Below are 20,455 nucleotides of genomic sequence, written 5' to 3'. Positions count from 1 at the left end.
AAGTAAACTGAATATTCGCAGTAAAATAATGTCAGCTATTAGCTCAATTACACGCGCCATAATCAAAGCTTACTTAGAAGTCTTCATCGAAAACCTTGTCAATGAATACAGAGGACGGCTAATACCGAAACTTGATATTCCAGCAGCATATTTATCATGCAAATCCTCTAAAGGTCAATTGAAACCGTTTCAGGCTGCTATTATGCCCTCAGAGTTGCTGCGGATTAACGAGTTTGAAAGAGGTTTCAGCAGCAGCTTGGGCACAACTTATGAAGAATGTGCAAAACTCATTGCTTTGGAACATCACCAAGAAGCAAGCAGAAGCTATGAAATTTCTGGCGAAGTTAGCATAGAGGCTATCCATGAAATTGAGCGTCAGATAGCGCTATTTGAGAAGTCAGCCGACAAAAATGCAAATAAACCTGCTTTTGAAGAAATGATAGAAGCTGTTCTTGAGGCTCCCAAAACTAACCATTTAGTTACGCGATCGGTCACAGTCAAAGCAGATTTGTACGTGCTATCCCGTGACGGGAGGAAATTTTTCTTTGAAATTAAAGGATCGAAACCCAACAAAGGACAATGCTTGGAGGTAATTCAACGACTGCTGAGATATCATTTACTGTGCGGACTGTCTCGACCCGATGCTCAATCTTATTATGCTATGGCTTACAATCCTTACGGGCCAAATCGTTCAGATTATAAATGGTCAGTGGCAAGGAAGTACACGCCTTTTGAACAAGCTGTCATTATGGGACATGAGTTTTGGAATATTATAGGGGGAGAGACTGCTTACGAAGAACTTTTGGATATATATCAAGAAGTCGGGCGGGAGAAGGGTAAGTATATGCTTGATGCTCTTGCTTTTGGATTTTAGTAAAGTATGAGTTTCTTCAGCTTTCTCTTTTCAGTTAACTAATATTTAAAATAGAGTTGAGGAGAAATAAAAGTGTCAGAGCAACTTCATGAATTATTAGCATTTGTTTTAGAAAAAGAAGTAGGACTGCCGGCCAGAAAGTCTCGCTCTTTCGCCGGTCATTTTGCGGAGTTAGAAGAATTTTTTAACTTACAAGCAGAAACACTCAGAAACGGCATCAGCAGCATATCGGGCAAAAGAGCCCTGAGATTTACTCCCGATGAGATTGAACGCATTTTAGCATTTATATCTTCAGGCCAACTGTCGCTGCAACTTACTATCGCTGAAAATTTTTTAGCCAGCATTTGTCGAGATTTTACTGGGCGACAGCTAGTTATGGTTGAAAATCTGACTTTAGGGAAAATTCATCCCAACCCATTTTTAATTAGGGCGTTAAATTTGGACACTCCCGAAGAAGTTGTCAGGCTCAATGTTTATATGACTGCTACTAGGTCTATTGTCACTTCAATGGGATTTTTTATTCAAAAACTATTGATATCTTGTTCTGAAAGTGCAGAAATTCCACCGGAAGAGTCTGGATGGGACGCAATTAAAACTACCAGTGATGGCGAGAAATGCTGGATACAGGTAAAAAGTGGCCCGAATGATATGGATAAAGACCAGATAGTATATTGGGCTGCCAAAATTGAGGAAAAAATTCAGGAGGGCGATCGCGCTTATATTGGTATAGCTTACGGTAAAAGAACGAATAAAACTGTAACACTTGGTTTGCTGAAGCAAATTTTGCCAAATTCGGAAATGATCACTTTAATAGGTCGAGAACTGTGGGATTTTGTCAGTGAAGATACTCGCTATACTGTGAATCTGTTTGAAGTGTTGCGTCAGTCGGCTAGTCAAGTTTTAGCACAAAGTTCTATTGATGAAGCTATAGAAAGGTGTAGCGATCGACTAATCGCTGAATTTATCGGAAAGTACGGCGAGGGAAGTCAAGGTGTTTTTAACTATATAGCAGATATATTTTGATTTACAAGTTCGTAGTAGCGCCCAAACGCTACTACAAACCCCAAACTACAAAACTCCTTTAGAACTCGGAATCCCACTGGCGCGCCGCGGGTCGATTTCTACCGCCATCCGCAGAGCTCGCGCAAATGCCTTAAACGCCGCTTCCACAATGTGATGAGAATTCCCGCCCTGCAACTGTCGAATGTGCAGTGTCATCTGACTGTGGTTCACCACCGCCGAAAAAAACTCTTTCACTAATTCAGTATCGTAAGTGCCGATCCGCTGGTTGGGAATTTCCAAGTTGTAACTTAAGTGAGGCCGTCCCGAAAAGTCTAGCACTACCTCAATTAAAGCTTCATCGAGAGGGGCGATGAAATGGCCGAAGCGAGAAATGCCCGATCGATCCCCGACAGCTTTTGCTAGGGCTTGGCCCAAGGTAATTCCCACATCCTCGTTCGTGTGGTGGTCGTCAATCTCCAAATCCCCGATCGCCTGCACGTCCAAATCGATCAATCCGTGAGAAGCAATCTGGTGCAACATATGGTCTAAAAACGGAATCCCCGTAGACGCCTTGCAAGTTCCCACACCGTCGAGATTGAGGCTAGCAGTGACATCCGTTTCCAGTGTCGTGCGTTTCACCAAGGCGGCCCTACCTGGTTGAACTGAAGTTGCAGGAGGTACAGAAGGGCGATCGATTATCTCCATAATTCGCAATTGGTCATTCATTAGTTATTGATAATTAGTAATTTGAGAACGGGATTTTTTTAGTGTTGAGTCTCAAGCGAGGGGCTGGTTCTGCATGCAACTGACATCAGACACCAATGTCAATCAAGGGATTTTTGGTGGGTGGGGGCGGGTTTATTTAACCTGTCTGTCACGGGAGAAAGTTTTTGGTGAACCCGCCCCTACAGGTTCTTGAAAATGGTGCAAGATGCGAGTGGGTGGGGGCGGGTTTATTTAACCTGTCTGTCACCGGAGAAAGTTTTTGGTGAACCCGCCCCTACAGGTTCTTGAAAATGGTGCAAGAAGATGCGAGATAAAACTTACTTGTTAAAGTTAAAGTTTATGATCTCAACCCGCCCCTGAATAACTCAAAATTATCGAAAACTGTTACATTCCCATGATTTCGTAACCGGCATCGACATACAAAACTTGACCCGTAATCCCGCTAGCGAGATTGCTGCACAGAAAAGCCGCAGCATTTCCCACTTCCTGCTGAGTCACCGTCCGCCGCAGCGGGGCCACTTCCTCAACGTGGTGGATCATGTCCAGAATACCGCCAACTGCTGACGAAGCCAGAGTCCGAATCGGGCCAGAAGAAATCGCATTTACCCGAATATTTAACGGGCCGAGTTCAGCAGCCAGATAGCGAACATTCATTTCCAAAGCCGCCTTAGCAATTCCCATCACATTATAGTTAGGAACTACCCGGACGCCGCCCAAATAAGTCAGGGTCACAATACTGCCACCCTCGGCCATCAGGGGTTTAGCAGCAGCACAAAGCCGCACCAGCGAGTAAGCGCTAATATCCAAAGCATTGGAGAAACCTTGGCGCGAAGTGTTGGTGAAGTCTCCCGAAAGTTCGTCCTTGCCGGCAAAAGCCAGACAGTGAATCAGGACATCTAACTTGCCCCACTTGTCGGCGATGGTTTTAAAAGTAGACTCAATTTCGCTCTCGTCTTGGACATTGCAGGGCAAATACAGACTGGGATTGAGCGGTTCCACCAGTTCAGCGACTTTGCGCTCGTGCTTGCCTTTCTCGTCCTTCAAATAAGTTATGCCGAGGTTGGCCCCAGCTTTGTGGAGCTGCTGAGCGATGCCCCAGGCGATCGAGCGATTGTTGGCAATGCCCGTAACAAGAGCATTTTTTCCGGTCAAATCTATCATCTGTAGTTTATCTAAAAGCAACTTGCACCGTTCTCATTGGCTCTATGCGACAACCCCGCCAGTTTAGACACAACTGATTCAGATTTAACTGATTGAGACACAATTGAGACACAATTGAGACACAATTGATATTAATTTTGCTGTGGAGCTACATGGGGGGGAATTGAAAAAGTTAAGAGAAGGGCTAGATTTAATCATACAGCGTGTGTTTACCTTAACATTAGATGGAAGTAACAGAATCCCTAGATATTGGAGGTTAGGAAGTATATTTACTCAATAAGGTTAATCGGCAAGTTATAAAGTATTGATTAGTACAAAGGATCTAGTCGTGACGCATGATAGACCGCTAGCAGCCGTGTTCCGCCAAATCAGCGGCGGGGCGTTTCCACCCATTGTGGAAACCTTTGAACGGGGCAAGACAATTTTTTTCCCTGGAGACCCGGCTGAGCGCGTCTACGTTCTCATTAGAGGTGCTGTGAAGCTCTCCAGGGTGTACGAAGCAGGGGAAGAAATTACAGTCGCCCTCCTGCGCGAAAATAGCGTATTTGGGGTGCTGTCTCTGATTACGGGACACCGATCGGACAGGTTTTACCATGCGGTAGCCTTTACACCGGTGGAATTGATCTCGCTGCCGATCGAACAAGTTGAGAAAGCGCTCAAGGAAGACCCAGAATTGTCGATGGTGATGCTGCGGGGACTGTCGTCTCGGATTTTGCAAACCGAGATGATGATCGAAACGCTGGCCCACCGAGATATGGGTTCGAGACTCGTCAGCTTTCTGCTGATTCTGTGCCGGGATTTTGGCGTACCCGGTACAGAGGGGATTACGATAGATTTGAAGCTGTCCCACCAAGCGATCGCCGAAGCGATCGGCTCGACACGGGTAACTGTGACTCGTTTACTGGGCGATCTCAGGCAAGAAACAATGATCTCGATCCACAAGAAAAAGATCACAGTCCACAACCCGGTGGCCCTAAGCCAGCAATTCACTTGATGCCGAGAAAGTATAGGATTTTGGATTTTGGATTTTAGATTCAATCCAAAATCCAAAATCCAAAATCTAAAATCGGAATGACTGCTGGATACATCCTGGTATTTGTAATTTTAGTGTTGGGGGGTGTGATCGCCACTGTCAGCGATCGCCTTGGGACGAAAGTCGGCAAGGCAAGGTTGAGCTTGTTCAAACTTCGCCCCCGCGATACTGCTGTTGTTGTGACAGTAATGGCCGGCAGCATCCTGTCCGCACTGACTCTGGGCATTTTGTTTGCGACTAGCAAACCGCTGCGAACAGGAGTTTTTAGAATAGACGAAATTCAAAAAAGACTTAACAACGCCCGCAGAGAACTCAACCAAACCACTCAAGAAAAAAATCGAGTTGAAACTGAATTAACTCAAGCCAGAGCCGCTCAAGCGCAAGCTAGAGCCAATTTAGAGCAAATTAATCAATCCCTCCAAACGGCTAATGCTGAGCAAGCTCGGACGCAAACAAAATTAAACTCGCTGCGGGCCCAGCTCAACAGCGTGCAAGCAGCCAAGTCTAAAACTGAACAGCAGTTAAGTCAGGTAGAAGCGGCTAAATCTCAGACAGAAGAACAGCTCAGCAGTGTGGAAGCAGCTAAATCCCGCACCGAAGAACAATTGAAACTGGTCGAAACGGCCCGATCGAATACACAAGCTCAGCTCGATCGCACCCAGAACCAATTGAAAACAGTTTCTGCTCAAAAAACGACTTTAGGATCGGAAATCGCTCAACTGCAAGAGGAACGCCAACAGTTAATTGAGCAGCGAGAGCAGGTAAAAACTCAAATTGCCCAGCGCGATCGAGAAATTGCCAAGCGAGAGGCAGAAATTGCCCAGCGGGACAAGGAAATTGTCGCTCGCAACGAACTAATTGCCCAGCGAGACAAGGAAATTGCTCAGCGGGTGCAAAATCTGGCAGAGCGCGATCGAATAATTGTCGAGCGCGACAAAGTAATTGCCGAGAGGGAAGCACTCTTAGAAACCTTGGCACAGCAACAAGCTCAACTAGAACAGCAGCAAACTTTATTGCAGCAGCAAGTGCAAGTTTTGGAACGGGACTTTCAGGCAATCCGCGAGGGTACAGTTGCCATCAGGCGCGGTCAAATTTTAGCTGCTGGCGTCGTTCGCATTATCGAACCCGGTATGGCAAGTCGCGCGATCGATCGACTTTTGCAAGAAGCAAATAAAACCACCGTCGGACTCATGCAGCCGGAAAATAGGAAGGTTAGAGACCAGATTATTCAAATTACTAAAGCAGAAATCGATCAACTAATTAGTCAGATTAAAGACGGTCAAGACTACGTGGTGCGGATTGTCGCCGGCGCTAATTACCTGCGGGAAGAAAAGGTAATTAAGGTATTTGCAGAAGCAGAAATCAATCGAGTTGTTTTCCGCGCTGGAGATGTGATTGCAGGGGTTGCTGTCGATCCCGTGACTTTGACCGACGAACAGGTGCGGCAGCAGTTGCTGCAATTGATAGAAGCTTGTCAATTTCGCGCTCGCCTGATCGGTGTTGTCGGCGGTAGAGTTCAAGTGGCCGACAGTCAGATTGAAACTTTGGCTGGTTTTATCGAGCGGTTGCAGCAGTACGAGAAACCGCTGGACGTTCAGGCGATCGCCGCAGATGTCACTTACATCGCCGGCCCGCTTAAAATAGATTTAGTTGCTCTTGAAAACGGAGTCATTGTTTTTCGCACCGGACAACAAAAACAAGACTCAGGAGACTTGAAAATTAAAAATTAAATTTGGTAATTAATAATGGGTAACGGGCTATGATTTTAGGTTTCGATCCAGGTAAAGACAAATGTGGCATAGCTGTAATGGGTAGAGATAAGAAGGTCTGCTACCATCAAGTTGTGCAGTCCGAAGCAGCGATATCTACTATTCAATCTTTGTGCGAACAGTTTCCCATTGAGTTATTGGTAATCGGAGATCAAACGACTTCTAAGAGTTGGAAACAAAAACTGACGCAGAGTTTGTCGCCTGCGCTCAAAATTGTTCAGGTTGACGAGAGATACAGCAGTTTAGAAGCGAGGGAACGCTACTGGCAAATGTACCCTCCGACGGGACTTTCTCGCTTGATTCCCGAGGGAATGCGGACGCCACCGAAGCCAGTGGACGATATTGTGGCGATCGTCCTAATTGAGAGGTATTTAAACAAAAGTTAGTTAATTTTATAACCGTTACCACTGATTCTCTTTGATTATTAAGGAATCAATATATTTTTGCTGGTCTTGAATTTTTCACTTAAATAAAATACACCCTAAATTTAGAGGAGCGATCGTTGAATCACAATTAGGGCTACTTGATAACACCTTCGGTCAAGATTACCTTACCATTCTGCCGGACTTGCAGGCGTTCGGGGTTAATCGAATAGATAATATTGCCGTTAGTCGCTTCATAACTTCCGTCATCACCTGTAGTTACTTGCATGACATTGATTTGGGTGCCATTTATCTTGCTGAGGCCGCGGTAAAAAATATCGCCTTCCTGGGTTTTGCAAATGTATATAGAAAAGTTGGGCGTTGCGAAAGATTGCACCATTTCGGCCCTCGGACATCCCTCAACTTGAGCAATTTGCAGCGGTTGGTTATTGCCCAAAGTGTTGGGTGCGATCGCCCGAACTTTGCCAATCGGTTGATTTAGTGGAGTTGCTTCTGCTGAGGCGGTCAAAAAGCCTATCGCACTAATCCCCGCCATAACTAGAACTACTCCTTTAATACCCTTAACTCTATCTTTATAAAACATCTGGTCACTCCTGGTTTTAACTATATAATTACATCTTAAGCGATATTTGCTGGATATTAATAATATTTAATCTCAGAGGTGAAAGGTGCAGGAACACGGTACACCGTCGGTTTAAGTAAGGTGCGAACTGTGCACGCTACACCAGTAAAAATACATAAGTATGTCAATGCGATCGAAGGAAAGCAATCTCTTGTATTTAGGACTTTTTTAAGATTTTATGGCTTGTTCACGCTGATTCTAGAAACCGGGTTTCTTCATATATTTCTCGTTAGTAAACCTTTGATTTTCGTAGAAACCGGGTTTCTAGACGCCCATGCGATCGCGAACTGACTCAGTTACAGGGTAATGTTTATTTGTGCTTAGCTATTTAGTCAATAATAAAAAGGGAAACAGAAGATACATTTTTCCTCCCATTTCCCATTTTTAAAATAACCTTCGTCCTGACTGCGAACCTGGTAATTAATTAACTGCTGCCAACTGTTTGTCTTTGATTTCCACAGGCGCGGTTAATGCCTCTTCCAAATCCGCACAGCCGAGTTTTTCCTCCAAAATAGCCATCACTTCGCGGCCGAAATCATTGGAATTCCGCTGCCAAGCTTCTAAACAAATTTGCCCGAAAAACGAACCCAAAGGTTCGGGATTCCACAGCAATTTGCGCGCTGTCCAAGGCATCAAACTCATCGGATCGTAACCCGGTTGCAGAATATCCTTTTTAAAGGCGTATTCTTCTAAAATAGTGTGCGGCTGCAACCCGATAAAGAAAATAGCAGGTTCTACTTTATCTGCTCCGAAAATCCGCTCTAGTTCTCGGTGATAAGCAATAGTTTGCCGGATGGTTTCAAAGGTTTCGTCAATGACGTTAAACGAGTAATTCACGGAAACCACATCGTTGTAACCGGCTGCTTTTAAATCGCGACAATTCTCTAAAACTACTCGCAAGTTGTAGCCCATCCGCATTTTGCGAACCAGTTCCTGGGAACCACTGGTGATGCCGATTTCAAAGTAATTCATCCCCGTTTTTACCATCAAATCGCACAACTCTGGTGTGAGATTGTCCGCACGGATGTAAGCTGCCCAGTGTATGTCGTCCATGCCGGCGGCGATGATTTTTTGCAATAATTCAACTGCATCGTCGATGAATTTGCGTGCTGGGATAAATTGAGCGTCGGTAAACCAGAAATTGCGGATACCTCGATCGTACAATTGCCGCATCTCTGCTACCACCTCATCCGCTGGATTGATCCGCACTTGTTTCCCTTCAATCACCGTATAAATGCAGTAACAGCAATTATGAGGACAGCCGCGCTTGGTTTGGACTCCGACATAGAAGTCCATATCCTGCAGATAATAGGAAAATTCCGGCCAAATGGTTTCGATGTAGTTATAGTTGCAGGCTGTTTTCTCGATGTTGGCTGGTTTTTCGTGAATTAGCTTCGCGCGTGGCACGGTTTCTCCCACCACATAACATCTTTCCTCGGCCAAATCTTCGCCCTTAATCAACTTCTCCAGCAAAGCTTCGCCTTCCCCCACCGAAACCACAGTTCCCGTCGGCAAACTGCGGCCCAACTGCTCGTAAAACACGCTCACAGCACCGCCTCCGACCACTGCACGAGCTTCGGGGCGGTATTTCCGGGCCCGCTTCAATCCGCGCTTAATCAGTCCCAAATTGCGCCAGAGTTCGGTGTAGTAAGACGCGGCTAAACGCAGTCCTCCGAGGGCTCCCCGGAACTTGATCAGCGGATTTTTGGCGTAGTAAAACTCGAAGGCATTTTGCAGCGGATTTCCGCCCCGGCCGCCCACGGGCGCATAAATTTGAATGTCGCGCCAAGAGAAAACCAGCAGAGTCGGCTTAAACTCGTCTATGCTGGCATCCAAAGCTTTAGCGAAATCCAGGGGGGGTACGGCACCTAAATCAAAAATGCGCTGTTCGACATCGGGAAACAGCTTGTGTACGTGATCCGAAAGATACACAACTCCGATCGGGAAAATAGGATTGCAAGGGAGGCGAACGTACAGGACTCGGTTTTCTCGGTTTTCCATGATTGCCATATCCTAAAGTGGAACTTTTTCAGCTATGTTAATATTCTTTTAATATAACTTTACAATATGTCTAATTTTCGCAATTTGACATTAAATATTCTTAAATTTTTCTATTGAGCTCAAGGCCGAGCTTGTTGGTGTCGATCGGCGACAGCAGCAGAAAAAAGCTAATTTTTAAGTCTATACAGCGTATTTTGACTTAAAATCCCAGCGGGGAGTCAAAAAGCCGATATTTATCCGGTTAGATTTTAAGTTAGGTTCGATCGGTCTCTCATGTATTAGGGAGTTGGTAGTCGGCTTTACAGTAGGCGGGATCACCTAGTGTTAGCCTGAGAAGATAACTAAAACTTTTAGGCAAGGCTCCCTCAGCAGTTATGGCTCAAATTCTTGACCCCGTACCCTCAGACACCGACAGCAAGATTCTGTGCTGCTACGTCAACGCCACCAGTCAAATTCAGATTGCTCGTATCACCAACATTCCTAACTGGTACTTTGAACGAGTGGTGTTTCCCGGACAGCGCTTAGTGTTTGAAGCGATGCCGGCCGCAGCATTGGAAATTCACACCGGGATGATGGCTAGTGCAATTTTGTCGGATAAAATTCCTTGCGATCGCTTGCAGATTAACGAAGGCCCCTATTCAAACGTCAATCCTAGCAGATCCCCAGAGGCAGTTCAGGGCGATCGAACAGTCATGGCCGGCCGCCCCAAGTCCCGAGAAATCTCAGAACCTCTGACTGTACCGGCCCTAACCGCCGTCGATTAATCGCAGTTGTGAGTTTTGAGTTATAAATTGTCAGTGAATTGATAACTCCGCGCTCAAAATTCCAACTTCTGCAAAGCGGTAAAAACTCAACAGTTAAGAATCAAAGTTTCTGAAATGAATTTTAGATCAAAACTCACAACTGGAAATATTGTCCGGTTTTTCCTATTTCCCTGAGTTTGGTTGGCGGGCCCGACAACTGTGCAAAAATATCCTTAAACAGCTTCTCGAATTTCAGCCATGTCAGCACAACCTCTTGCCTCTTCCCCATCTTCTGCCCCAGTATTTGAGCCGGCGGTATTCCGGCTTTCTCCCCTGATTAGAATCACGCTGTTGAGCTTGTACACAGCCCTGACAATTCCATTGCCGTTTTTGTCGGAAGTAACGAAAGCACCGATTCCCCCGGCCGCACTCTGGGCGGCAATTGTTGTCGGCGCTGTGGGCTTGTACGGCGTGCTCAGTGAAAGGGTAATTTTGAGCGAGGAAGGGATTGAAGTCACCTATCCCAAGTGGTTTCCGCGTTTGTTTCGCAAGGGTTGGTCGCTACCTTGGACTGAGGTAAAAGCTCTCAAACCTCGATCGACAGGTCAAGGAGGTTTAGTTTACTATTTTTTGAGTCATTCGGGTGAAGGTTATTTGTTGCCAATGCGAGTGGCTGGGTTTGGTAAATTAGTCGGTTTGGTGGAAGCAAAAACAGGTATTGATACTAGAGATGTCCGCCCTTTGTCGCAGCCTTGGATGTATATTATTTTACTTTTATGTACGCTGCTGCTGCTGTTGGTGGATGCGTGGACTATTGTTACGGCGATCGGGATTAAAGGAAATCTGTAATATTATCTCCGGTACAATAACTGTTATAAAGTTGGTAGTGAGGACTTCAGTCCAATGGCACTGAAAAAGTGAGCCAAAAAAAATCTGTAAGGCAAGATATACATAGATAATTGCCTTACAAACCAAAATATCTCCATCCATTCTGCCAAATCGTGCGTGCATTCTCAAACAACAATTATTGGCGTTGCTGAATCAAGGTATGAATGCCCCAGGAATGGGAATATCATGAAATTTCAAGTAATGTATTAATACCTTAATAGAATGCTTGAGCATTTCCTCACATTTAGAATAACAAAGAGTCTGACGATTTAGCCTAGCCAAATAATGTCTTAGTCTGGTATTTTTCCCTTCTAAGGAGTGTCATATAAGTCTTGCTAATAATCTGCTACCCATCAGGAATAAACATGGGATATACAGACCATCCATCAGTTACATAAAAGTAGCATTTCCATGCACTTACCTTGTCCCATAATGGTTCAAATATCTTAGCGCTATGATTCCCTAATACCCAGCCTAAAATTCCTGGTTGAAAGTGGTCAACCGCTGTCCACAGACAGATTTTGTCTGTTTTTTTTTACATAAGTTTGTAATTCATCGAGTTCACCAACTTCTGGAATGACTTCAGGATCATAAACATCTGGCAACAGTTTTCCGACTTGTTTTATCCAATTTATTACGCCCGGTATGATGAACTCCCTTAACTCGTTCTATCGCCCGTAATCCCATACCATTGACATACATTTTTAGGCAATCACGTTTGATACTCTCGCTATAACCTCGATGGGGTTCATAGTGATTAATAAATTGACGACCACATTGGACACAAATGTGATTCTGTTTTCCTTTCTTCTTGCCATTTTTACGGATATGGGTTGATTTACATTCGCTTGTATTGCATAAATTATTCCTCCTATTCATACTCTAACTCAGCAACGCCATTTATTCTTCAGTCCGCGCCTGCGGACTTTGTTTGTTTGTTCGCGTTGCTAGTGACTTACGCTCGCCCGGTATAAAGTGAGTAATAAACTCATCTCATCTTCAAAATCTTCTCAGCAGCAACTTCAGATACCGGCATCACCGATAACCGATTGCCTTTCCTTACCACCAAAATCTCATCAGCACTAAACTTTTGTTTCAGTTCATCCAAAGATATTAACTTAGCAAATTCCTCAACAAACTCAACTCTCACAGTTTGCCAGCGAGGAGCATTAAACGGCGATTTAGGATCATAATATTCGCTATTAATATCGAACTGAGTCGGATCAGCAATTCCAGTTTCAACGACGCGCACTAAGCCGACAATTCCCGGTATTTGAGTATTAGAGTGGTAAAAAAATACTAAATCTCCTCGACTCATTTCTCGCATAAAATTGCGCGCTTGATAGTTGCGGACACCATCCCAAATGGAAGTGCGATCGTGCTTCAAATCCGCAATACTATAAACATCCGGTTCAGACTTCATTAGCCAATAATTCATATAATCTATTCGCTTGGGTTAGCCAAATATTCTTGAATTTTATCTAAACACTGCTGCATAGCTTTTTGCATAAAAACCTGAACTAGCAACAACCCAACGGGATAGAATACCGGAGAAGTCAGCATAAAATAAAACTCCCAATCAATCCGAGTTCCCTTTGCTGTAGCAGTGAAATTCCAATCTCCCCCACCAGACTCAATGAGTAGAGAAATCGGAAACTTAAACCCTCTAACCAGTCGGTAGGTTTGTCTTTCTGGCTTTTTGAAAGTAATGATTTCTTCATCAATAACCGAAGAGTCGGAATTTTCTATCCGCCGCACGCCGCCTTCACGCATTTCTCCACCATCTGCCATCTCAGCTTTAATAATTGCTGGAATTGGGCCATATCCGCGAAAGACTTTGGGCAGATTTGACAGGGAGGTAACAAAATCAAAGACTACTTCAGGCGATGCAGCAATTTCTACTACTGCGTTGGCTTTAACTAACATTTATCTCTCCCCCCATCTGATTTGATAATGAACTGTGAGTTGAAAAGGCGTAATTTTAATTATAAAATATCCTTCCGCTTCTGCAACCACAGAGTCAACATCAAATAAACGAAAATATGCACGCACAAAATACCCCAATTTAAACTCAAATTCTCCCAGGTTGGATCGTAAACCGGAGTAGGCTCAAACGGCTGAGGAAGCGTACTCCCGTCCGGTAATGTAGTAGGCGCGGGAACCATCCCATTCACATTAACTAAAGAGCCGTAAGCACCCACAGACCAGCGGCTTAACATCAGCCAAGAAAACTTGCTCGCCGCACCTTCCATCTTAAACAAAACTCCAGAAAAAATAATCTGAGGCAGCAATAATAGAGGCAAAGCGCTATTAGCTTGAGAGCTATTTTTAACAATCGCGGAAACGACTAATCCAAGGCTTATGCAGCTCATCAAAGTTAGGAATGTGGTAATGCTTGCTCCCACAGACCAGGAAATTAAACTCGGTTCTGGGGATTTAAAAGCAATCAGAATAACTCCTACCATTAACAGTGTTTGCAATACTGCTAAACCAGAAAGTATAAAAAGTTTTGAACCTAAATAAGCAAACAATCCTAAATTGACCAAACGTTCGCGCAAATAGATAGCAGATTCTTTAACAATTTCTTGCAGAGAAGTTGCCAGTCCTACCCAAATCGCCGCACAGGTAAATACAAATAGAACTCTGAGCGCCAAAGGTGCTAAAGTTGCCTCCGGTGCGCCAATTAATGGGTCTTTATCTCTGACGGCTAGCCGCAGCAAACTAATGCCGATCGGAGCCGTTAAAAGAGCTAAACTCAAGTTAATTAAGTCGCGGGAAACGAGTTGTAAATAGCGCTGGGCAAGCAAAACGAGTTGTTTTACAAAAGATTGATATTTTGGTACAGAAGGTGCAGAAGGTATTTTTGCATTAGCGTTGCCTGTGCTGAAGTGGTTGACAATATAGCGCTGATAGTAGGGAGATTTATTAAACTTTTCTGCCCAGCTTTGAACGTTGGTTTCTCCTGTTTCTAATTCGTTGTAAATGTCTGCAAAATCGCCTGTTTTGACATCGAAAAAATCGAGCGCTTCCCTAGGCGGGCCGAAGTAACAAAGGCGTCCGCCGCGACCCATAAAAACAATCCGATCGCACATCGTGATATTTGCCGTCGCGTGAGTCACCAGAATCACCGTCCGGCCTTGATTTGCCAACTTTCGCAGCAGTTGCATCATCTTCTTATCCAAACCCGGATCGAGTCCTGAAGTCGGTTCGTCTAAAAAGAAAAGTTTCGGGTCTGCTAACAGTTCAACTCCGATGCTGACCCGCTTCCGCTGTCCGCCGCTAAGCTGTTTTACCAAAGCCTTGCGGCGGTGAGTCATTTCAATATCTTCTAAAGTTTTTGCGACTACCTGCTTGACATCTGTATCGGGAGGTAAGCGCAATTTAGCTGCATAACTCAAGACTTCTTCTACTGTCAAATCTGCGTGTACAATATCATCTTGAGGCACGTAACCGATTTGATTGCGGTAAATATTGAAGTTTTGGCGCAGGTTGTCGCCGTTGAGAAACACAGCGCCGTTAGTAGTTTTTTCGATGCCTAAAAGCGTCCGCATTAAAGTAGATTTACCCGCACCGCTACCGCCGACTAAAGCCACAAACTGCCCCGGTTCGATCGCCAAAGTGATGTTATCCAAACGCTTCGGAATCACCAGACTGTCAGCATCCAAACGAATTTGATTGCCTCGGTCTTGCATTTGTAACTCACCGCTGCGGTAAGTTAGAGTAAACGGGCCGATCCGAATTGCATCTCCCTCGGACAACTGCACAGAATTTGTCACTCGCTGACCGTTAACAAAAACCCCGTTAACGCTGTGGTCTTGCAAAATATAATTACCGCGACTGTCTTGGTCGATTGTGGCGTGGCGTCTAGAAACAAGCGGCGCATCTAATTGCAGCGAAGCGTTTGGATCGCGGCCCAACAAAACCGACCGATTCTTAAGAAGAATTGACTGCTTGCTAGGGACAGCAACCTGATTGGCCAGCGGATTAAAATAAGTCAGCAAAACTTGATTTTGAGGATCGAGACCGATTTTAATTTCTGTGCCGTTTTTCAGACAATAACCGTCATTGGGAGTGATGCGAGTGCGATCGACAAATAAGCCATTAGTGCTCGGCCGCTGCCCGTCACCGTCGTAAATCCAGTAATTATCCCCAATTTGGCGCAAAACAGCGTGAACGCCGGAAACTGCGCGCCAGGGTTCGGGAATGACTAAATCAGCGCGAGTCCCATCGCGCCCCAATACGTGTTGCTGCTGTTTTAACTCTAACTGTAAAACCTCGCCTTGATTGCTTAATACTAAATACGGTCGATCGCTTAAAGCAGTCAGTTGTCCTATATTGCCTGTCATACTTCAATCGCGGTTTTTGCACTCACTTTTGTTAGCATATCAAAAAGTCATTAGTCATTAGTCATTAGTCATTAGTCAACAGTCAACAGTCAACAGTCAACAGTCAACAGTCAACAGTCATTTTGGCAACAACGGACAAACTACGAAGCCGATTAATTGCCGCCGCTAATTCAAACCGTCGAAACATGGCAAAATCCCCTTCAGGAAAAGGCGATAAAATATCCATCCCCTGCGCGTGAATATCTGCCATCACCAAATCTATGATTTCCGACAAAGTGCGTTTTCCGTCCATGTATTGCTGCTTAGCATAAACCATTGCCGCAGCGATCGCCCTTAACTGTCCGCTGTCCACAATTTGCTCAACAGCACCCAAATCAATCTCCTCAGTTCCGAAAGCCAATTCATCAATATCCCGCACCTTCACCCGCACATCTCGCCGTCCCCGACTCGGATCTAAACTAGCAGGAACCGGCACTCTTTGACTAATCTCACCAAAATTTTCTCCCCCTTCACCAGCGCGGCTAATTGAGTAATTACTTGCTATTTTTTTAGCTTTTTCCGTCACATTATATGCTTGAAAATTTTCCATTGCAATCACAGTCTCCGCCACATCAAAATAATCGCCACTTCCGCCCATGACTAAAATAGTCGATACGCCCAAATCTGCGTACAACTGTTTAACTTTATCAATAAACGGCGTAATCGGTTCCTTATCCTTAGCGATGAGTTCCTGCATTCGGCGATCGCGAATCATAAAATTCGTCGCCGCCGTATCCTCATCCACCAATAAAACAGGCACTAAATCCCCTTCTGAAATAGCGACTAACTCCGTGTCTAAAACAAAAGACTGAGCTTCTTCCCTCTTCCCTCTTCCTTCTTCCTTCTTCCCTCTTCCCTCTTCCTTCTTCTTTCTCCCCACTTCCAAAGCCTCAATAATATTAGCAGCTTGCGACGTGCTACCGCTTGCATTTTCAGTATAAAATTGTGCAGTATCTCTACCTTGTGGCAAGTGGTTAATAAAAGGCGAAATATCAACTCCCGCGACACTTCTGCCATCTTCCGCTCTAATTTTCACCGCCGCCGGATTAGTCACCACAAATTCCCTGCCATCTCCCGGAATTCGGTTGTAAACTCCCAACTCGATCGCCCTGAGTAAAGTTGATTTGCCGTGATAGCCGCCCCCAACAATCAAAGTAATGCCAGCGGGAATACCCATACCGGACATCAAACCGCGATTCGGACAATTAAACTCAACTTTTAACGACGGCGGCGACTCAAAAGCCACAGCATTATTTAACAAAGGGCGATCGTCAACACCCGTGCGGCGGGGCAAAATAGAACCGTCAGCCACAAACGCAACTAATCGGTTTTCAGCTAACTGCTGCCGCAGCCAGTCAGCATCTTCTACAGTTTCAACGTGATGGCGACATTCCGCAGCATTTAAGTGAGAATATTTGAGAGAATTACTGACAATTTGCGGAATATCTTCGCAGAGCATTTCAGCAGCTTGTCGCCCTAAAATACTGCGCCCGCCCGCTGGAAGTCCGACGGCAAATCGCAGTTCAACTCCTCCTAAATTTTCGATATCGGATGTATTTGAGGAAATGATAAATGCGGAAGTTCGCTCTAAAACTTCTTGTCCGAAGCCAGTCACTGCAATCAAACCGCTTTTCCCAGTACCGCGTTTGCTGCTGATGCTGTGTGCTGCTTTGTCAAACTGGCGAGTTAGGTAATCTCGCAAGGCTATTTCTCGACTGCGAGAATTGAAAAGTTGATAAGGAATTTGAGCAATGTTTGGCGGAACTCTGACTCTAAATTTACTCGGAGAAGCAAACGGATCTCCCTGCACGTAATCAATAATTAATCGAAATTCAGAAAAGTCGTAACTACCTTGAATGTCTTTGTAGGCTTTGTAGCCTCGATTGTCTAGTTGCAGTAAATGCCGTTGCAGGCTTTCTTTGTTAGTCATTCGTTATTACTTATTAGTTATTACTTATTAGTTATTTACCTAGTTCCTAGGCTCTGCCTAGGAATTGATATCCAGAGGCTCTGCCCCGCTTGCTTGGCGTGGGAAAATTGGAGGCAGAGCCTCTGGATATGCGTTACCAGGCCCTGCCTGGTAATGAGTAGATTGCTGATTACCAATTACCGATTACCAATTACCGAATTTCCAATAATTTAGCAACGGCATTAACAACAATTTGAGCAGAACCGGCGAAAAAAGGTCGATCGATAGTTGCTAATGTATCGCTAGATTGGTGATAGTGGGGCGATCGCAAATTTGCAGTATCCGTCACCAACACAGCACCAATTCCTTTATACCAGAAAGGCGCGTGGTCGCTGCGTAAAACATCGGGAGTCAGCAACCCTTTCAGGGGAACCGGCAGCGCCACCACCGGCGGCAAATCGGCTTTTCCAGACTCCGCAAAACTTTTCAATAGCAGCGGATGTTCCGCATCCCCAATCACAGCGATAAACTCGCCTTTATCGGGAGAAGTTACCCCCGATGCTTCTAGAAAAGGTTGCGCTGTCAATCCTTCGGGATATTGCTGGCATCCGGGCGTGCGGCAGGCATAACCTACCATATCCAGGACGATCGCACCCTGCAAATTTTTTAACCGCGCCTCGCTACCAGTGAATGCTAAACTGCCTAAAAGTCCCAGTTCTTCCCTGTCGAAAAATGCTACTTGCAATGTCCGAGGTGTGGGGCGAGAACCCAGCAATCTTGCTACTTCTAAAACTACTGCAACTCCCGTCGCATTGTCGTCAGCGCCTGGGGAGTTTGGTACAGTATCGTAGTGTGCTGCCACTAAAATTGCACCGGCGTTTGAGTCAGTACCTTTTCTCTCAGCGAAGACGTTGATTCCGCGATCGAACTGCTGCAAATCAGGGGAAAATCCTAATGTTTGGAGTTGTTGGGAAATGTAGTCTCTAGTAAAAGATCGAGAGCCTTCTCCATCCCGTTCTCCTGCTAAACTATCGACGTGTTTCCACAAGCGAGACTGGTCTATTTGGGGCAGAGAAAAAGCATTTTTTTCAGCAGGAAGCGGTAAGGGAGACGGGTTTTGAGAAGTGTGGATATTGCGATCGATCCCAACTTCGGGTACAGCCGACAACCGCTGCCACGAGTCAGAACCCAAGCCAACAGCCGTCACCGCAACCAGAATAAATAGCGCTATCCAAATCAATTGTTTCATCAGTAAGTTTATTTGAGATTTTAGACAGAGCTCACGCACTCCTCGCTCTCATCAACCGGGTTTTTTAGCGGAAGCGAGGGCTGCAACAAAGTCTTTTCGTAAAACCCGGTTGATGCGTCCAGAACTGTTATATTTTAGATTTTAGATTGACACGAGACTTAAAAATAAACCTGTTTCAAAAAATGAAACTCAAAAATCTTAAAATTAGCTGTACCAGAGGCAGTTTTGTATTTTTTATCTAAAAAAGCAGGTAAAATAATTGCGATGTTGCCGTCGAATCTGTATTGCTTATTAGATGGTTCGACGGCGACATTCAAATCACTAATTTACCTTGAAACTTTACAAGTCAAAACTACGTTTTTTCCCACTCAATCTCCTTATTCTCCAATATCAACCCGCTGCTGCTGGGAACAGCATAAGGAATAGTTGTTGCAGAAAATTTGACTATTTGAGTTGGTTGTTGAAACCACTCAGAATAACTCGGGTTTAGTTGGTCGTACAGTGCTTTCAAAGCTTGAATTTCTACCTCTAGCTGCGCTGCTGCTTGATTGATTCTGCGAGCTTGTGCTTGCAAGCGCTTTTCCCCGGTTTGAACAGTATTTTCTACTTCTTGCCAGTGCTCTCCTGCCAGCATTTTTTCTAATTCACCTTGCTTGTAATTGAGTAAAGCCTGTTTTTGTTGCAGTTGCTTTTCAATATTTTTAGTCTCTCGGTCAATTTCCTGGATTTGCTGCAACCACTGCTCCCCAAAAGCAGCAGTTTGCTGGTGGAACTCGGCAATGGCTTCAGGAGTATTATTTTTGGGAAAACTGACTGCCACTCGGCACTCTGAGCGCTGTACGGCAAGTTTTTCCCGCGACTCTTGCAGGGCGGTAACTTCTGCTTGCAGCGCGCGGACTTCTTTTTGGAGTTCTGGGATGGTCTGACTCATGGGTTCAATTAGTGGACCTCTGCATCGATTTTAAGCTAATTGTTTATTTTTCTAACAAATCCCGATCGCCTCCTTGCGGGAATTATCTAATCTTAGCGCGCTTCCACTCGGTGTCTAGGCAGAATGGCGGATAATTTGTGGCACAATGGCTGATGACACATTTTAAATTAAGATTAAAATTGTAATTAGTTATAAAGCTAAGTTATTAGCTGGGTACAATTTAATTTACAAGCCCACATTAATTAAGGTTGGCTGGGTTTTCCTATGGCAGAGCAAGTTATGCTAAAAGTTTTAACATTTAGGATTGCGGAAAAAGGATTTATTTAAATTTATTAGGAACAGGATCTAATGAAAATAATTTTTCAATTGATGTTGGGATATTTCGCGGTTGCTATTTTTGGTGCGGAATGTTGCATTAATCCCAAAAAATTACCGACAAGTCTAGGAGATGGACATGGTACTAGCCCTGTAGAAGGGATTGTGGTTGGGTCTCAGAAACATAGCTATTTGCGATCGGCATCTCGCCCCCTTACTTCTGCAAGCGCTGCATTATTTTTAGATAAATTATCCCCAATTGAGCCACTACAATTACCGAGTTACAATTATATACAATCTCAGAAAAATTCTAGAAAAGAACCTACTATTAGGTTAACAATAATCGGTTATTCTCTGGTTTTTATTTGTTTAGTAATCTCATTATTTATCAGGGGGAAGACAGTAAATAGCTTATCCAAGAGGATGAGGTTAATCAAGCCGAAGTCTGAAACAGAGAATGACAA

The 20,455-nt window shown here is 44.6% G+C and carries 18 protein-coding genes and 1 pseudogene; 8 read left to right on the top strand and 11 right to left on the bottom strand.

Annotation, left to right across the window (positions count from 1 at the left end; genetic code table 11):
* Positions 1-28: 28 nt before the first annotated feature.
* Positions 29-874 (top strand): TdeIII family type II restriction endonuclease, encoded by an 846-nt coding sequence (locus QUA36_RS12940; RefSeq protein ID WP_333162037.1) that lies wholly within the window; start codon positions 29-31, stop codon positions 872-874.
* Between the two features lie 72 nt (positions 875-946).
* The gene (locus QUA36_RS12935; protein WP_333457841.1) at positions 947-1,897 is read left to right on the top strand and encodes a PmeII family type II restriction endonuclease; all 951 of its coding nucleotides are present in this window, start codon (positions 947-949) and stop codon (positions 1,895-1,897) included.
* 45 nt (positions 1,898-1,942) lie between these two features.
* Here QUA36_RS12935 and hisB read toward each other — a convergent pair whose 3' ends face one another.
* Positions 1,943-2,581: an imidazoleglycerol-phosphate dehydratase HisB gene (gene hisB / locus QUA36_RS12930; protein WP_445301435.1), complete on the bottom strand. Its 639-nt coding sequence runs from the start codon at positions 2,579-2,581 to the stop codon at positions 1,943-1,945.
* A 405-nt stretch (positions 2,582-2,986) separates the two neighbouring features.
* On the bottom strand, positions 2,987-3,763 hold the full coding sequence (fabI, locus tag QUA36_RS12925) for an enoyl-ACP reductase FabI (RefSeq protein WP_333101974.1): 777 nt from the start codon (positions 3,761-3,763) through the stop codon (positions 2,987-2,989).
* Positions 3,764-4,091: 328 nt separating this feature from the next.
* On the opposite strand from fabI, the gene ntcA reads away from it, so the two are divergent.
* From ntcA to QUA36_RS12910, 3 genes are all read left to right on the top strand, one after another.
* Positions 4,092-4,757: a global nitrogen regulator NtcA gene (gene ntcA, locus QUA36_RS12920; protein WP_006634020.1), complete on the top strand. Its 666-nt coding sequence runs from the start codon at positions 4,092-4,094 to the stop codon at positions 4,755-4,757.
* Positions 4,758-4,834: 77 nt separating this feature from the next.
* Positions 4,835-6,526, top strand: a complete 1,692-nt coding sequence (locus QUA36_RS12915) for a DUF3084 domain-containing protein (RefSeq protein ID WP_333457837.1) — start codon at positions 4,835-4,837, stop codon at positions 6,524-6,526.
* Positions 6,527-6,555: 29 nt separating this feature from the next.
* On the top strand, positions 6,556-6,951 hold the full coding sequence (locus tag QUA36_RS12910; protein WP_333162043.1) for a pre-16S rRNA-processing nuclease YqgF: 396 nt from the start codon (positions 6,556-6,558) through the stop codon (positions 6,949-6,951).
* A 133-nt stretch (positions 6,952-7,084) separates the two neighbouring features.
* Here the strand turns inward: QUA36_RS12910 and QUA36_RS12905 are convergent, their stop codons facing one another.
* Positions 7,085-7,531 (bottom strand): hypothetical protein, encoded by a 447-nt coding sequence (locus QUA36_RS12905; protein WP_333457835.1) that lies wholly within the window; start codon positions 7,529-7,531, stop codon positions 7,085-7,087.
* 129 nt (positions 7,532-7,660) lie between these two features.
* Between QUA36_RS12905 and QUA36_RS12900 the strand changes: the two genes are divergently transcribed.
* Positions 7,661-7,861, top strand: a complete 201-nt coding sequence (locus QUA36_RS12900) for a hypothetical protein (protein WP_333457833.1) — start codon at positions 7,661-7,663, stop codon at positions 7,859-7,861.
* A gap of 129 nt (positions 7,862-7,990) precedes the next feature.
* On the opposite strand, the gene QUA36_RS12895 is transcribed toward QUA36_RS12900, so the two are convergent.
* On the bottom strand, positions 7,991-9,571 hold the full coding sequence (locus QUA36_RS12895) for a photosystem II high light acclimation radical SAM protein (protein WP_333371198.1): 1,581 nt from the start codon (positions 9,569-9,571) through the stop codon (positions 7,991-7,993).
* Positions 9,572-9,945: 374 nt separating this feature from the next.
* Here QUA36_RS12895 and QUA36_RS12890 point away from each other — a divergent pair, with 374 nt between their 5' ends.
* Positions 9,946-10,335: a DUF1830 domain-containing protein gene (locus QUA36_RS12890; protein ID WP_333162048.1), complete on the top strand. Its 390-nt coding sequence runs from the start codon at positions 9,946-9,948 to the stop codon at positions 10,333-10,335.
* Between the two features lie 237 nt (positions 10,336-10,572).
* Positions 10,573-11,163, top strand: coding sequence for a hypothetical protein (locus QUA36_RS12885; protein ID WP_333457831.1), 591 nt, complete (start codon positions 10,573-10,575; stop codon positions 11,161-11,163).
* A 192-nt stretch (positions 11,164-11,355) separates the two neighbouring features.
* Here QUA36_RS12885 and QUA36_RS12880 read toward each other — a convergent pair.
* From QUA36_RS12880 to QUA36_RS12850, 7 genes and pseudogenes are all read right to left on the bottom strand, one after another.
* A pseudogene (locus tag QUA36_RS12880) lies at positions 11,356-12,081 on the bottom strand (IS1 family transposase).
* Positions 12,082-12,190: 109 nt separating this feature from the next.
* Positions 12,191-12,640, bottom strand: a complete 450-nt coding sequence (locus tag QUA36_RS12875; RefSeq protein ID WP_333456617.1) for an EVE domain-containing protein — start codon at positions 12,638-12,640, stop codon at positions 12,191-12,193.
* Between the two features lie 5 nt (positions 12,641-12,645).
* On the bottom strand, positions 12,646-13,128 hold the full coding sequence (locus tag QUA36_RS12870; protein WP_333159508.1) for an SRPBCC family protein: 483 nt from the start codon (positions 13,126-13,128) through the stop codon (positions 12,646-12,648).
* A 59-nt stretch (positions 13,129-13,187) separates the two neighbouring features.
* On the bottom strand, positions 13,188-15,548 hold the full coding sequence (locus QUA36_RS12865) for an FHA domain-containing protein (protein ID WP_333457828.1): 2,361 nt from the start codon (positions 15,546-15,548) through the stop codon (positions 13,188-13,190).
* A 103-nt stretch (positions 15,549-15,651) separates the two neighbouring features.
* Positions 15,652-17,517 carry an ABC-ATPase domain-containing protein gene (locus tag QUA36_RS12860; RefSeq protein WP_333457826.1) on the bottom strand — a complete coding sequence of 622 codons (1,866 nt, stop codon included), beginning with the start codon at positions 17,515-17,517 and terminating at the stop codon, positions 15,652-15,654.
* A 190-nt stretch (positions 17,518-17,707) separates the two neighbouring features.
* A complete protein-coding gene (locus tag QUA36_RS12855) occupies positions 17,708-18,745 on the bottom strand; it encodes a M28 family peptidase (RefSeq protein WP_333457824.1) in 1,038 nt (345 codons plus the stop codon).
* A gap of 352 nt (positions 18,746-19,097) precedes the next feature.
* Entirely contained in the window at positions 19,098-19,676 is a 579-nt protein-coding gene (locus tag QUA36_RS12850; RefSeq protein WP_333457822.1) for a hypothetical protein, read from the bottom strand.
* Between the last annotated feature and the right edge of the window lie 779 nt (positions 19,677-20,455).

This window comes from Microcoleus sp. Pol10D4, from assembly GCF_036701555.1.
GTDB lineage: Bacteria > Cyanobacteriota > Cyanobacteriia > Cyanobacteriales > Microcoleaceae > Microcoleus.
The sequence above is the reverse complement of the archived record's forward strand: the minus strand, read 5'-3'. Positions and strand labels throughout refer to the sequence as shown.